Consider the following 14,778-nt stretch of genomic DNA (forward strand, 5'->3'; position numbering starts at 1 on the left):
CGGAGATTACCTTGAACACGCAAACCGCATTCAGCCCCGACGAAACGCCCGTGATCGAGCGCGCCGGGACCGCGGACGAACTCATCGAGCGCGCCCGCGCGCTCGCCCCCGCCCTGAAGGAGCGGGCTGAGGAAACCCAGGCGCTGCGTCAGCCGCCGGAAGCCACCCGGCTGGACGTCAAGCGCACCGGTATCCACCGGCTGTTCCAGCCGGCACGTTTCGGTGGCGCCGACGCGCCGTTCCGGGCTGCGGTCGATGTCATGCGCCCGCTGGGGCAGGCCTGCGGCTCCTCCGCCTGGGCCATCGTGCAGAACATCTCTCACAATTCCATGATGTGTCGCTGGCCTGTCCAGGCGCAGGAGGATGTCTGGAGAGACAATCCGGCCGCGTTGCTCTCCGGGATTCTTATCCCGAACCTGGGTCGTGCGCGCCGTGTGGAGGGCGGCTATGTGCTCTCGGGCCGCTGGCCTTTTGTGAGCGGCGTGAGCTTGGCCGAGTGGGCGATTTTCACCGCTTTTACGCCTGGACCGGACGGCGAGGAAGAAGACCGGCACTTCCTCGTCCCCAAAAGTGATTACCGGATTCTCGATACGTGGTACTCGATCGGACTGAAGGGCTCGGCAAGCCACGACGTTGTGCTCGACGAAGTGTTCATCCCGGAGCATCGGACCACGACGGTGGACACGATGCGTGAACGCGAAGCGCTCTATCCCGGCGAACCGATCAACATGCGCGCGCCGCTTTACTGCATGTTTGGTGTTTACATCGGCGGCACGGCTCTTGGCATCGCCGAGGGTGCCGTAAATACGTATCTCGAGCAGGCACGCAGCAGGATCTCGCGCGCCTCGGGCAAGGCGGTGAGCGACTTCCCAACCCAGCAGGTGAAGATCGCCGAGGCGCTTTCCTGCATCGAGGCAGCCCGCCTGCTCATCTACGGCGCATGCGATCAGATGACGGAGATCCTCGAGTCTGGCCGTCTTCCGAGTGACGAGGAGCGTGCGCGTTGCCGCGCCGAAGCAACGTTCGCCGGGCAGCTTGCGACCCGTGCCGTGAACGTAGTCTGGGATGCCGCTGGCGGTGGGGCGATCTATGAGCGTAATCCGCTCTCGCGTTACTTCTGCGACATGAGCGCGGCCAATCGGCACATCACGCAGAACTGGGACGTTAGCGCAATTTCCTACGGGCGCACCGCGCTCGGTCTGTCACTGGACAACCCGACGCTCTGAGCGCGCAGGAACCTGAGAGCTCCACATGTGGTGCCGCGTAGACGGTACCCATCCATAAACTATTCAAAAGGAGGCATCCTGCCATGGCATCTGATGCATCGTCGCCTGCGACCAGCGATGCTACCGTCCTGCGCCACCAGTTCCTGTCGGCAATGAGCCGGGTGCCGCTCAGCGTCGCGGTCGTTGTGGCGGGCGCGCCCGACGAGCGTATTGCGCTGACGGTCGGGACGTTCATCTCCGTGTCTGCGGATCCGCCGATGGTGCTGGTTGCCGTGAAGGCAAGCAGTCCTCTTTACAGGGCGGTCTCGGAGCATCGGCGCTTTGTGATTAACGTGCTGTCGGCCGAACAGGTCGAGCATTCCGAACGTTTCTCGGGACGCCCGCGCACGGGCCGGCCTTACGATCTGGCCGAAGCCCGCTGGATCCGCGCACCGGGTGAGACGCAACGTTACCTCGAAGGTGCGGTGGCAGCGTTCGACTGCGAGCTCGTCGAAGCCCGGTCCATCGCCTCGCACGTGTTGCTGATCGGACGCGTGGACGAGATCGTATCGGGCGCAGAGCATCCTCTTGTCTACTGCTCGCGCTCCTACGGCACGCTGTCGCCCCTTGGCGGCGCAGCGTGATCCTGGAACATGCATCCCAGAACAGAAAATGGCGGCAATCGCCGCTCGAATGGAGATCAAGGCATGAAAGCTGTTGGATACCAGAAGTCGTTGCCCATTGACGCGGCGGAATCGCTCGTCGATTTCGAGATCAGCAAACCCGAGCCGACGGGCGGCGACATCAGGGTCGCCGTCAAGGCGATCTCGGTCAATCCCGTGGACACGAAGGTTCGCAAGCGCACCGAACCGCCGCAAGGCGAATACAAGATTCTCGGATTTGACGCCGCCGGCGTCGTTGACGCGGTGGGTCCCGATGTCACCCTGTTCCGGCCGGGCGATGAGGTCTTCTACGCTGGCTCAAACCAGCGTCAGGGAACGAATTCCGAGTTCCACCTCGTCGACGAGCGGATCGTCGGCAAAAAGCCCAGGACACTGTCCTTTGCACAGGCCGCGGCGCTGCCCTTGACCTCGATCACTGCCTGGGAGCTGCTGTTCGACCGGTTGGGGGCGCTACCAGGCAAGCAGCACGACCCCCGCACACTCCTCGTGATTGGTGGGGCAGGAGGCGTCGGTTCAATCCTGATCCAGCTCGCGCGCCGGCTCACCGGGCTGACCGTGGTGGCGACGGCCACGCGGCCGGAGTCGCAGCAATGGTGTCTCGATCTGGGCGCCCATGCCGTGATCGATCACGCGAAGCCGCTCAAGGAGCAGATCGCAGCGCTCAAGCTGGATCCGGTTGGCCTTGTCGCGAGCCTCACGGCGACCGACCAGCACTACAAGGACGTGGCGGACATCATCGCGCCTCAGGGCCGTTTCGCCCTGATTGACGATCCGGCGGAATTCAACGTTGCCGTGTTCAAGGCCAAGGCCGTTTCGATTCACTGGGAGCTGATGTTCACGCGCTCCACGTTCCAGACGCCGGACATGATTGCGCAGAACCATCTGCTTAACGATGTCTCCGATCTCATCGACAAGGGTGTCCTGCGCACCACGCTTGACCAGAGCTTCGGCACCATCAACGCCGCAAACCTCAAGCGTGCGCATGCCCTGCTGGAAAGCGGCAAATCACGCGGCAAAATCGTGCTGGAAGGCTGGTAAGCATTCGGGCGCGGTGCGTGAAGCCCCCGCTCGTTGGCAGTTTCATTGCTTCCCGCGCCTCAACTGAAGGTCTTTCAGATATCGGACGCTGGCCTGCCAAACGCCTACTTCCCTCCGCATCACACAGGCGCATAGCGCACTAGCAAACCTGAAGGATTTTTTCATGACTATCACTATTGCTATGGAATCCATACCAAAGCTGCCGGCGCATCTGATCGAGGGATTTCGTAATGCACCAACTGCTGTGATCTCCGACAACCTCGCCCGGCTCCCCGGATCGGTGGGGTTGCGTCCCTATCATCGTGGCGCGAAGCTTGTTGGCACAGCTTTTACCGTTCGCACGCGCCCTGGCGACAATCTTGCGATTCACCGGGCTCTTGAACTGGTCGGGCCGGGTGATGTCATCGTAGTAGATGGCGGGGGTGATGAGACCCGTGCACTGGTCGGCGAAATCATGAAGACGATTGCCGAGTGGCGAAAAGCAGAGGGTTACGTGATCGACGGTGCGATCCGCGATGTCGCGGCATTTGCCGCATCCGACTTTCCCTGCTACGCGCGTGCAGTCAGCCATCGCGGCCCGTACAAGAATGGCCCCGGCGAGCTCAACGTGCCGGTATCGGTTGGAGGCTGTGTAATTTCCCCCGGCGACTTCGTGGTCGGTGACGAAGACGGCATAGTGTCATTTCCAGCCGCGGTAGCCGCAAACCTTCTAGACGCTGTACAGACTCAAATTGCGCGTGAAGAAGAGATGATAAGGACGATCCGCGAAGGACGCTATGACGGCATTTATGCCAGATCCTGACAAGCCGGCGAAATCGACCCGAATTCGCGGCGTATATCAACTAACAGAGTCTATGGAGTCTTCGATGACAGTGCCAGTGGTTGCAATCTTTCTCGCCAAGCCCGGCGAAGAGGCAAAGTTGGAAACTCTCTTTAGGGGTGTAATCGCCACCACTCTCAAGGAAGAAGGTTGCATCAGCTATCAGCTCAACTGCGACCTAGATCAGCCACGACGCTTTGTCTGGACTGAAGAGTGGGAAAGTCGCGAGCATCTCGACAAACACGCTGCCGCCCCGCATATTGCTGCGATCCTGGCCAAAGTACCTCATCTCGTCGAAAGCGCCGAGGTGATTCCGCTGCGCAAGTTGGACGGCGGTGTGGCATGAAGTAACTGTTCACGGCGAGTTTCATGCGGCCGACGCGAAGGTTTTAGCCACGTGGACACTGCGGAATGTAGAAAAGAAAATATGCATAAGGCCAATCTGTATCTACTCAGACTTCGTCAATCGAGCTAGGGTGGAATTCCTGAGGATCGACGATATCCTCGTGTCGTAGGCAATTGTTCGCATACAAAAGAATCTACGCCCCATTGACCATGGACATGTTGTCGCGATAGCTCTTTACGGGTTGTCCGAAGGGACAGTACTCGTTGGGTATTACCTGAGAAGTGGAAAAGGGAATGGCGGCCGAACCTCAAGTAGAGCCGAGTTTGAAGGAGAAGCAAATGGAAAAGGCTGAAAGATCCTTGCGATCCATGGTGGAGAAGTGGCTTTTGATGGCTCCTTCGGTGTCGGTCCGGGTGATACGAGGAAATCGCGTAGGCTCAAATGCGAGGCGCTATGTCTGCGTCGAAGCATTGCAATCGGCTGACATGTTTGCAATCTATTTATTTCGTCAAGGCGACGGTACTTGGGAGGTGTTTCCGCCTGATGCCGAACGTCAGGCGATGAGTGTTTTTTGATGTGCGATGCGCTTGGGATATGTGCGCATGCGACTGAAAGCTGGTCGCGTCTATAACCGAGAGGGGGTTCGCTGTGTTTAACGAATCAAACCAACTACCGTACGAGTACGAACGCGATCTGGACGCGTGGACATGTGCTTGGTATGACGCAGCCGTTGCAAGGAACTTTGTGCGATCGCCCTACCACCCCGACGCCGCGACCGTGAGGCGTCTTCAAGCCTATTTCCATGTGGGGCTGTTGCCTGCGGAAGCCGCTGAAGCCTGCTTCGGGATAAAACATTAAAAAGGCGTTGCGTTACCGTATTTTGTTCGAGCAAGTTTTACTATTGGGTGCTCAAGTGCGTCAGCTAACGTGAGCCTCACCGGTAGCGTCTCTCTTTGTGAGGACGGGTGCAGATAATGCAGCCTAACTACGAGGCGTTTTTAAACTTACTGAAGTCTATCTCGCTTCGACGGCAACGCTATCTAGTCTCTCACAGAGGCTCTCTCCTTAGGAACGAACTCCCGGTCGCGTGATCGACCCTCGGGACTTTGCGTCCGCGAGTTTGTTTCGAGAGCGGTTGCCTTTTCAGAACTTTGACTATTTTCGTAAAAATCAATCATGGGGACGAACGATGTTGGGGTGCCGATTGAGCGGCACGTGGGCGAAGATCGCGTGGCGCTCACGCCCGAGGTGGTCAAACGCCTCATCGAACGTGGTCTGACGGTAAGGGTGGCATCACAGGCGGGGGTGAAAGCCACGTTTTCAGACGATGACTACCAGAAAGCCGGTGCTTCAATTGTCACCCAGGAGCAGGCATTGGGCTGCAACGTGGTTCTGACGGTGCGAACTCCGGGTGACGAAGATCTGCAGTATTTGAAGCCGGGCGCAGTGCTTGTTGGCATGCTCGATCCCTTCGATCAGGGCAACGCCAACCGGCTCGCATCGGCAGGCGTTACGGCCTTTGCACTGGAGGCTGCGCCGCGCAACACGCGCGCACAGAGCTTGGACGTGCTGAGCTCGCAGGCGAACATCGCAGGCTACAAGGCTGTGCTGATCGCAGCACATCACTATCCGCGCTTCATGCCCATGCTGATGACCGCAGCGGGAACTGTGAAGGCTGCGCGCGTACTCGTGCTAGGCGCCGGCGTAGCGGGCTTACAGGCCGTTGCAACGGCGAAACGCCTTGGCGCCATCGTGGAGGCATCGGACGTGCGGCCTGCGGTTAAGGAGCAGATTGAGTCTCTGGGGGCCAAATTCCTTGATGTCCCATTTGCTACGGATGAAGAGCGCGAAGCGGCGGCTGGTTCGGGCGGGTACGCGCGGGCGATGCCGCAGTCCTGGCTTGCTCGTCAGGCGGCGCTCGTCCATGAGCGCGCGAAGCAGGCGGATATCGTCATCACAACGGCCCTTATACCTGGTCGTCTGGCCCCTACGTTAATTTCCGTAGAGACCGTGGCAGCGATGAAAGGCGGATCGGTCATTGTTGATCTGGCGGCGTCCCGCGGCGCGCAGTACGAGGGCCATCCGGGCGGAAACTGTCCCCTTACCGAAACCGATAAGGTCGTTGTCAGATACGGCGTGACGATCGTGGGTTTTTCGAATCTGGCGGCGATGGTTCCCACCGACGCGTCCGCGCTGTATGCCCGAAATCTCCTCGAATTTCTCAAGCTGATTGATACGCAGGAGGGCGCGGTGAATATCGATCTGGATGACGACATCGTGGCCGCAACACTCCTCACGCGTGCCGGGCAGGTTCTGCGGAAGTTCTAGTCATTGAAAAAGAGAAAAAGGTAGGGAAATGGAAGTCATGAGTCACACCGTTATCAACCTGATCATCTTCGTGCTGGCGATCTACGTCGGCTACCACGTGGTCTGGAACGTCACGCCCGCGCTGCACACGCCGCTGATGGCGGTGACCAATGCGATCTCGGCGATTGTGATCGTCGGCGCGATGCTCGCCGCGGGTCTCACTCTGGGCACGCCCGGCAAGTTCTTCGGCACGCTGGCGGTCGCGCTCGCGGCAGTGAACGTGTTCGGCGGCTTTCTCGTCACCCGGCGAATGCTGGAGATGTTCCGCAAGAAAGAGCCGAAGAAGCTGATCGCAGACAAATCGGCCAAGGAGAACGCGTAATGAGTCTGAACGTCGTCACGCTGCTTTATCTGGTCGCGTCGGTCTGTTTCATTCAGGCGCTCAAGGGGCTGTCCAATCCGAAGACGGCGCGCATCGGCAATACCTTCGGCATGGCGGGGATGGCGATCGCGATCCTCACGACCATCGCGCTGATTGTCAGGCAGGCTAATGGGCTCGGTTCGAATCTCGGATTGGGGCTGGGTCTGCTGCTGGTTGCGCTGGTGGTCGGCGGTGCGGTCGGCGCGTTCGTCGCGGCTCGCGTCGAGATGACCAAGATGCCGGAACTGGTCGCGGCCATGCACTCGCTGATCGGTCTCGCCGCTGTGTGTATTGCGTATGCGGTGGTGTCTGAGCCGGCCGCGTTCGGTCTCGTCGATCCGGAGAACACCGCGCCGGGCTTCCTGCCTTACGGCAACCGCGTCGAGCTGTTCATCGGCACGTTCGTCGGTGCGATCACGTTCTCCGGTTCGGTGATCGCGTTCGGCAAACTGTCGGGCAAGTACAAGTTCCGGCTGTTCCAGGGCGCGCCGGTCGTGTACGCAGGACAGCATCTGATCAACCTGCTGCTTGCGCTCGCGATGCTCGGCTTCGGCGTGATCTTCTTCCTCACGCAATCGTGGCTGCCGTTCATCATCATGACGCTGATCGCGTTCGTGCTCGGCGTGCTGATCATCATTCCGATCGGCGGGGCGGATATGCCGGTGGTGGTGTCGATGCTGAACTCGTACTCGGGCTGGGCGGCGGCGGGCATCGGCTTCTCGCTGAACAATCCGATGCTGATCATCGCGGGCTCGCTGGTGGGGTCGTCGGGTGCGATTCTGTCGTACATCATGTGCCGCGCGATGAACCGTTCGTTCTTCAACGTGATTCTCGGAGGCTTCGGCAATGAGCCGGGCGCGGCTGCGGCGGGCGGGTCGGCGGAGCAGCGTCCGGTGAAGTCCGGTTCGGCCGACGATGCGTCGTTCATGCTCGGCAATGCTGAAACCGTGGTGATCGTGCCGGGTTATGGTCTGGCCGTCGCGCGCGCACAGCATGCGTTGAAGGAGTTGACCGACAAGCTGGTCGAGAAGGGCATCGAGGTGAAGTACGCGATTCACCCTGTTGCCGGACGGATGCCGGGTCACATGAACGTGCTGCTCGCCGAAGCCGAAGTGCCGTACGACATGGTCTACGAAATGGACGACATCAACGGCGAGTTTGGTCAGGTCGACGTAGTGCTGGTGCTCGGCGCGAACGACGTGGTGAACCCGGCGGCGAAGACCGATCCGAAGTCGGCGATCGCGGGTATGCCGATTATCGAGGCGTACAAGGCGCGCACGGTGATCGTCAACAAGCGCTCGATGGCGGCGGGTTACGCCGGGCTCGACAACGACCTGTTCTACATGGACAAGACGATGATGGTGTTCGGCGATGCGAAGAAGGTGATTGAGGAAATGGTGCGATCGACATGAACCTATCAACAGCTGACGTCGGTTATTTGCGACCCTGCTGCCAGTAGCGGCCGAACCTGTCCTGCTAATAGTTTTCGCATGAATATTCCGTCAGCTTTTTTGGCTAATCAGTCAGCCCTGAACAATTCACCTTGTCTGGTACTCAATTCAGGCTGTTGGCGGAGAGGTCACGGTACGGTTGAGCAAAGCGGTGAGGACGATGGCGTAAAAAATCCTCAGCTTCCTGAGGATCATCCGCAGGTTGTGGCCGGGGCACCGCACAGCACCCCGTACATCGCGTCACCGAGCGCGCCTTTGAGCCAGTATCGATCGAGTTTGCCGTCCGCTTTCATGTGACCGATGGCTGGCTCGATTGCACTTCGCCGCCTGATCATCGCGCGTAGTCCGCGTGTAATGCCACGCCGTAAACCCCGGGCGGTAGATCTTCACGCCGTCGATGGTGACACCCTTGTAGCCTCGATCCACGACGGCGACTTCCGGCGTCACGTCGCTCAGATATTGCCGCCTGCTCCGGCGCTTCTTCCAACGTGTGACCGTCGTGCGGATTGCCCGGCATGGAGCGCATGCCAACTACCAGTCCTTCCTTGTGCGTCGTCCCCATCGACACTTTCACGCCGAACTCGTACGGTGTGCCCGCCTTGCCTTTGGCCAGACACTCGACTTCCGGTGCATGCAGTGCGTAGAGCTTGTTTTTGCCCTTTGGCTTCTGCGCCAGAATGCGCTTCGTGCGGTTAATCAGATCTAGCAGCGCAGCACGACCGGGGTCTGCGACCTGGGCGACCTGTCGCTCCACATCGCGTATCACCCGCCCAACGCGCGAACGCAGCGTGCGCAATGCCTTTCTCATACGCTTGTACTGCTTCGCGTGAGCGTGGCGGCCAATCTGAGCCCCCAGACGCGGCGCCTCGCGATTGTAGTTCTGCAGCAGCTTCCGGCCATGCCGCGCGGCCGTCTTCACCAGATGTTCGCGACATCGATCGAGCAACCGCGAATCGGTTGGATGGGCAATTGCCTTGTCCATGACCGTCGTGTCTACAATCACGCGCTTCACGCTCGAGGCCTTGATCACGCCGGCACGTTTGGCTGCTTCGATCGTCTCGGCCAGCAGCTCTTCAACACCGGCTTCGCCCCGCCGTTTGCGCCAGCGTGTCAGGCTCGACGGGTCGATCGGCGCCTCGGTCTGCAAATAGGTTTCGCCAGTGAACACCTGCCAATACGGGTTCTCCACCCATTGCCAGACGACCTCTTCGTCCGACAGGTCGAACGCGTGCTGCAAATACAGCAGCCCCGCAATCAGGCGTGGCGAGCTCGCGGGTCGACCTTGGCTGGACACAAAGCTCTCGCTCATCAGCATGCCCAGCCGATCCCAGTTGATCAGGTCACTCAAGCGCGTCGATTCCAGCCATACGGTGGCGAACATGTACGGGCCAGGCATCAGCCCTCAGCCCTCGTGCAGTGACGGTCGGCGCTACCTATGCGATAGACAAAAACAACCTCATCACAGCTGCCTTCGAGTATGACATTCCGACAACAATTGTCGGAACGGGGCCGAGCCTGGGAACGAACATTCGCGCGACAAATCAGGTCTATACGGCTGGGTATTCACACAGGTTCTAGCGCTCCGGGCCGTTAGTTACTATCATACTTTTCGTAAACATGTGTACGGACGATCCAAGTGGAGTAGTGAGGTTAAATCGCACATGGCTCTCTTCGAAGAGCGTTGGGGTCAATCTCACTTCTTCAAACTCAGGCGTGGATTCGTGGCGAGTCCATTCAAGTGTGCGATGATGACCAGACACGCGGCTTAAAGGTCGAATTGCGGATCGCAGACTCGCTGATAAGCGTCTTAGTTGCGCCATATCATTCCTGCGTGCTGGCGCGGGGAGCTATCCCGCGCCAGTCTCAATCGAAATCTTCAGCTTGCCACAAGCCTATCTCGCGCTGAGCCCTTTGGCCGGATTGATCAGATACTTCTCTCCAGTACTTCGCTTCGAGTATTTGCTGATCATCTCAGGCGTCAATGCATCCGCTAACGAAATCTCCGCTTTGTACTGGCTCGCAAACGTCGTGCGCAGTCCACTCTTGGCACGCTCTCGTAGGTTCTGTACCGTTTGTGGTCCGATTTTCGCCAGAAACTCAGTCAGCAGCCACCCGCCTGCACCCCACGCCATACCCACACGCGGAAGCACGATCGGCCGAGGATCCAACACGCCGTACATGTAGATTTGCTTGTGCTCGGTCGAGCCGTAACGCTTGTACTCACTGGTAGCGCGGCTGAGCGCTTTTTCCATAGACGCCAGAATCGCTCCTGGAACGGGGCCTCCGGATAACGCATCGAAACACAACGTCGCGCGCGTCGCAGCAATCGCGTCGGTCAGGTCGGTCTCGAACGTAGGCGAAGTGCTGTCCAGCACATATTGGGCGCCTAAGTTCTGGAGTACGTGAACCTGCGTATCGCTACGCACGACATTCACGAGTTCTATGCCTTCTTTATTGCACAGTTTGACGAGCATCTGCCCGAGACTGGATGCAGCAGCTGTATGCACAATTGCGCGGTGCCCTTCGCGCCGCATGGTCTCGACTATGCTTAGCGCCGTCAAAGGATTGACGAAGGCAGCTGCGCCCTCGGCCGGCTTGATGCCTTCCTCGAGAGCCATGCAAGCATCCCGATCGATCCGCCGATATTGCGTGTACATGCCGCCACCGACCATTGAAACGGTTTGACCAAGCAGATCCGATGCATTGGCGCCTGCACGGACCACCACGCCCGCACCTTCGTTTCCGACCGGCAGCGACTTGTCAATGCGCGATGTTAGCTGGCCTAACGCAGCGACGGAAACCGGCGCTGTCAGAGTCGGTCGATCGGCAGTCCCACCGCCCCTTGCTTTGTCAAGGTCTGCAGACCCGAAGAGCAGACCAATGTCCGACGGATTGAGCGGTGTAGCTTCTACACGAACGATCACTTCATTGTCAGCAGGGCCACTGATCTCCACCTCCTCCAATGACAACTCGAGCAAACCTTGATTCGTGACGCATGATCGCAGTTCGAGGCTCAGTAGTGACTCGCCGTCACGAATCGACGCGTGATTTGCGATAATGGAAAGACCTTCTCTCATATGACAGTTCCCGGGACCTAATGGCAGAGATGCATTGGCGGCTCTGGTGTATTTGGAAGTTTACGGCGAACGTTACGGATATTCTCTTGACGGCTGCTTTGGCAAACCGCAACGCATGCTCGGCATGCGTTATCCCCGTATTCCTTGCCTGCAAGACAAGTTCGCTTATGCGAATTCACCGCAAACTTGCTCTTCTACCCGATGAAGCGCGGGCGCATCCTGACCGGCCATCCGGCGAATGGTCTGTGGTGGATGACCGGTTACTCTGATGAAGGCGCGGCGCATTCGCTCGGGGTCCGAGAAACCGACGGTACGTGCGATTATTTCAATCGGCTCGCCGCCGCTTTCCACGCGTTGTCTGGCGACCTCAACTCGAAGCCGCTCGACGGCTTTAGCGGGTGTTTCTCCCGTCTCAGTTAGGAAAGTGCGTCCGAACTGACGAGGACTCAGACAAGCAATGGCAGCGAGTTGCTCTGTTGACAAAGGTTCGGTTAAGTGTTCGCGAATGTAGGTGAGCACGTCGCGGATTCGATCTGACGCGGGCTCCATGTCCGCCAACGCGGAGAATTGAGATTGACCGCCGGGGCGACGATGATATACCACCAGCATTTGCGCGGTCGCGTGAGACACCGAACTCCCAAGATCCTCTTCAATCATGGCAAGCGCTAGGTCGATACCAGCCGTGACCCCAGCCGAGGTCCAAATCGGGCCGTCTTTTGTAAAAATGCGGTCGCCTTCGACTTTCACCTTCGGATACTGATGACGCAGGTGCGATGCATGTTTCCAGTGAGTAGTTGCGCGCCTTCCGTCCAACAGCCCAGCGGAGGCAAGTATGAAGGCGCCAGTACAAACGCTGGCGATACGACGGCTGCCGTTCACACTAGCTATGGCAAGCTGATCGGCGACAGGGCCTAGCGCATCAGGGTGTGCAGACACCGCGCCTCCCACGACGATAAGCGTGTCCAACGGTTTCCGCTGAACTTTCTGCGTGACCACGCCCAAACCAGCCGAGGAAACTACTTCTCCTCCGGTGAGTGAGACGACTGTGCAACGATAGCCGCCGTGTGCACTGACGTTTCCTGCAATCTCGAATGCTGAAAGCGGGCCACTCAAATCCTGAATCTGAAAACCTGGAAAGACGACGAATGCAACGTCCCTTGTTGTCGCGATTCCCTCGAATATCTCATCAGACATAGCGTTTCAGTTCTCAAATCCGTTCCATCGGAGCGTTGGGGCCAACACACCGACCCGACATTGAACGATACCGCCTTCCGAGCGTGGCGGAAAGGACGAACATACCTCAAAAACCGTCATATAGTGGGCGCCACACACTCCTCGGACCGTTCAAGGTTACTGGGCATTCGCCGTTCAGGGCGGGGCCGCACGCCGAGATGAATCAGAGCGGATTCGAGTGCGTCCCGCCCCGAGTGGCCAAAATTGAGGAACCGACGTCCCACATGCGGCGAGGGGCGTCTGCTGGGATCACCGAGCAGTTCTCTCAACTGGAATCGTGGTTCCGAGAATTGCCTTTTCGCGCCGCGTGGCCGCAACTTTGGGTCGGCAGGGAAAGCACAGGTTAAGACAGCGACTCTGACGCTATTACAGCAGGCCGCTTGCCTATTGTGCCGGCAGCGCTCGGACGCTCTGAGAGATGCATCATACGGCGCAATGCGAGTAGTGCACCGATCGCCTCCAGAACCGCCGCAGGAATCCACATGATGAGCCCACCCAAACTCTGGTCGAACTCGGCGCTTATGTCCGTGAACGCTCGCCCGCAGATGGTGAAGATTGGATACAGGTCTCGTGATGAGAATGCGATCATAGAACCGAGGAGTATCTGTGGTGTCATAGTAATGATGGGCGACATCACGCGCATGCCGGCGCTCAGACGGGCAGGCGGACTTTGCCGGTGGTCCACTACCATCCACCAATACATTAGACCGGTCACTGCGACGGACCAGTTCATTGCAAAGTAGAGCCGCCAATCAAGCATTGCAACGAATTGGACCGATGGAACCAGCCAAAAGACAATCGACGCTAGAAACGCGATTGTGACGACGCTTGGGTGTAGAAGTACCGATCGGGAAACAACGATTGATTGGCGCCGCAGCACCCGCCTCAGTTTCATTCGAGCGTTTAGCGGTAACCCGGCGCGGATAACGCTTCCTGGATACGCTGCCATGACCAGAAGCGGGGCGAGATGGTGAAGGGCAAGATGTTGAAGGCGATGGACGGCGAACTGATGCTCGGCGTAATAGTCGACTCGCGTGTGAAGAGAGACGTAAAAAATGGCCATCCCGCTCCAGAACGCGACTTGGCGTCCAATCGACGGTTGAAGCCGCCAAGCGCCTCGAACAAAGAAGGCTGCAGTCACCAGAAATACTGCAACGAAAAGAAGTGAGGAAGTGAGGGTTCCCAAGGCTTTAAGAACTTCAGCAGAGTCATCAATCGGCTCCATCGGTAAGAGGCCGGCGGCGTAAGGGGAGCAATACAGCTTGTGCATCACGCTCCGGCGTATCGGTACGATCGCATATAGTTGACTAAGAGCGCAATTGCATGTCCGCGATCGAGGGATATATGTCCTGACTGATAGGTTCAATGGTCTGACGGCTTCATTGAAGCTTCGCCTGACCTCAAGCGGAGACAAGCATACATGCCCATGACCTCTTTCCTTCAGGGTCGAAGACGTATTAAGAAGTCGTTTGTTCTTTAAGGCGGATGTTCTGGGTGGAGAGTGGCCGGTGTTCATCTCACAAATCCTTGAATTTTCTAAGTGAAATTGCCCTCTGCACAGCTTTTCGGAAGACATCCTGTACAACTGGGGTGATGACGAGGACCAGAGCAGTCATCCCGACATGAACTTCCAGAACCCAGCGTACGATGGCAAACGCGGTATCGCGAACGACCAGGCGTATCGCGAGTACATCGAAGCGGAGGACAAGAAAATCGCGGTCGGACTTGCCAACGAAATGCGCGACGCGATCAAGGCGTCGCGCGGACGCGTGTACAAGACCGAGCCGTCGATGAGCCTCTATCCGACGGCGGGCACCTCCGACGACTACGCATACAGCCGCCACATCATCGATGCAAAGAAGGCGAAAGTGTTCTCTTATACGATCGAGTGGGGGAGCAAGCACCATTCGACGCCGTTTCATCCCGTGTATACGGAGATGAAGCAAATCATTGATGAGGTCACCTCCGGGCTGCTGGCGTTTTGTATTGCGGCGAAGTGAGAGTAGTGTCACTCCAATCGCTGATGGCGATAGAGTTTGAGTTTTCTGCGGGCGACCCTGTGGTTGGATCGTATTCGAAACAAATAATCGTGTTCAATACGGTACATCGACGAGGACGCCCATATATTCATGACTGGGCGCCTGTTCACCCAAGGGCGGCGAGCGCCCCGTTGTTGCATTGGCAGCGAAGAGGGAGG

At 58.4% G+C, this 14,778-nt stretch carries 13 protein-coding genes and 1 pseudogene; 10 read left to right on the forward strand and 4 right to left on the reverse strand.

Annotated features, from left to right (window positions below; all coding sequences use genetic code 11):
- The first annotated feature begins 11 nt into the window (after nucleotides 1-11).
- The 9 genes from B0G81_RS39830 to B0G81_RS39875 all read left to right on the forward strand — a co-directional run bounded on the left by B0G81_RS39830 (nucleotide 12) and on the right by B0G81_RS39875 (nucleotide 8,232).
- Complete coding sequence (locus B0G81_RS39830) at nucleotides 12-1,226, forward strand: acyl-CoA dehydrogenase family protein (RefSeq protein ID WP_243856857.1); 1,215 nt, start codon at nucleotides 12-14, stop codon at nucleotides 1,224-1,226.
- Nucleotides 1,227-1,309: 83 nt separating this feature from the next.
- The gene (locus B0G81_RS39835) at nucleotides 1,310-1,849 is read left to right on the forward strand and encodes a flavin reductase family protein (RefSeq protein ID WP_134143722.1); all 540 of its coding nucleotides are present in this window, start codon (nucleotides 1,310-1,312) and stop codon (nucleotides 1,847-1,849) included.
- Nucleotides 1,850-1,912: 63 nt separating this feature from the next.
- Nucleotides 1,913-2,926 carry a zinc-binding alcohol dehydrogenase family protein gene (locus B0G81_RS39840; protein ID WP_134143723.1) on the forward strand — a complete coding sequence of 338 codons (1,014 nt, stop codon included), beginning with the start codon at nucleotides 1,913-1,915 and terminating at the stop codon, nucleotides 2,924-2,926.
- A gap of 163 nt (nucleotides 2,927-3,089) precedes the next feature.
- Nucleotides 3,090-3,728 carry an RraA family protein gene (locus B0G81_RS39845; RefSeq protein WP_134143724.1) on the forward strand — a complete coding sequence of 213 codons (639 nt, stop codon included), beginning with the start codon at nucleotides 3,090-3,092 and terminating at the stop codon, nucleotides 3,726-3,728.
- Between the two features lie 64 nt (nucleotides 3,729-3,792).
- Complete coding sequence (locus B0G81_RS39850; protein ID WP_134143725.1) at nucleotides 3,793-4,092, forward strand: putative quinol monooxygenase; 300 nt, start codon at nucleotides 3,793-3,795, stop codon at nucleotides 4,090-4,092.
- Between the two features lie 338 nt (nucleotides 4,093-4,430).
- Complete coding sequence (locus tag B0G81_RS39855; RefSeq protein ID WP_134143726.1) at nucleotides 4,431-4,667, forward strand: hypothetical protein; 237 nt, start codon at nucleotides 4,431-4,433, stop codon at nucleotides 4,665-4,667.
- A 601-nt stretch (nucleotides 4,668-5,268) separates the two neighbouring features.
- Nucleotides 5,269-6,420: a Re/Si-specific NAD(P)(+) transhydrogenase subunit alpha gene (locus B0G81_RS39865; protein ID WP_134143728.1), complete on the forward strand. Its 1,152-nt coding sequence runs from the start codon at nucleotides 5,269-5,271 to the stop codon at nucleotides 6,418-6,420.
- Nucleotides 6,421-6,448: 28 nt separating this feature from the next.
- The gene (locus B0G81_RS39870; RefSeq protein WP_134143729.1) at nucleotides 6,449-6,781 is read left to right on the forward strand and encodes an NAD(P) transhydrogenase subunit alpha; all 333 of its coding nucleotides are present in this window, start codon (nucleotides 6,449-6,451) and stop codon (nucleotides 6,779-6,781) included.
- Complete coding sequence (locus B0G81_RS39875; protein ID WP_134143730.1) at nucleotides 6,781-8,232, forward strand: NAD(P)(+) transhydrogenase (Re/Si-specific) subunit beta; 1,452 nt, start codon at nucleotides 6,781-6,783, stop codon at nucleotides 8,230-8,232. The genes B0G81_RS39870 and B0G81_RS39875 overlap by 1 nt, the downstream gene beginning before the upstream one ends.
- A 147-nt stretch (nucleotides 8,233-8,379) precedes the next feature.
- Here B0G81_RS39875 and B0G81_RS39880 read toward each other — a convergent pair.
- The 4 genes and pseudogenes from B0G81_RS39880 to B0G81_RS39900 form a co-directional block, all read right to left on the reverse strand.
- A pseudogene (locus tag B0G81_RS39880) lies at nucleotides 8,380-9,622 on the reverse strand (IS5 family transposase); the annotation flags it as partial.
- Nucleotides 9,623-10,163: 541 nt separating this feature from the next.
- Entirely contained in the window at nucleotides 10,164-11,348 is a 1,185-nt protein-coding gene (locus B0G81_RS39890; protein WP_243856858.1) for an NADH oxidase, read from the reverse strand.
- A 165-nt stretch (nucleotides 11,349-11,513) separates the two neighbouring features.
- A complete protein-coding gene (locus B0G81_RS39895) occupies nucleotides 11,514-12,542 on the reverse strand; it encodes a GlxA family transcriptional regulator (RefSeq protein ID WP_134143731.1) in 1,029 nt (342 codons plus the stop codon).
- Nucleotides 12,543-12,924: 382 nt separating this feature from the next.
- On the reverse strand, nucleotides 12,925-13,851 hold the full coding sequence (locus B0G81_RS39900; RefSeq protein ID WP_243856859.1) for a cytochrome c oxidase assembly protein: 927 nt from the start codon (nucleotides 13,849-13,851) through the stop codon (nucleotides 12,925-12,927).
- 283 nt (nucleotides 13,852-14,134) lie between these two features.
- Here B0G81_RS39900 and B0G81_RS39905 point away from each other — a divergent pair, with 283 nt between their 5' ends.
- Nucleotides 14,135-14,581, forward strand: coding sequence for a M14 family zinc carboxypeptidase (locus B0G81_RS39905; protein WP_279590555.1), 447 nt, complete (start codon nucleotides 14,135-14,137; stop codon nucleotides 14,579-14,581).
- Nucleotides 14,582-14,778: the final 197 nt, after the last annotated feature.

Source organism: Paraburkholderia sp. BL6665CI2N2, from assembly GCF_004366535.1.
In the GTDB taxonomy this organism is placed as follows: Bacteria; Pseudomonadota; Gammaproteobacteria; order Burkholderiales; family Burkholderiaceae; genus Paraburkholderia.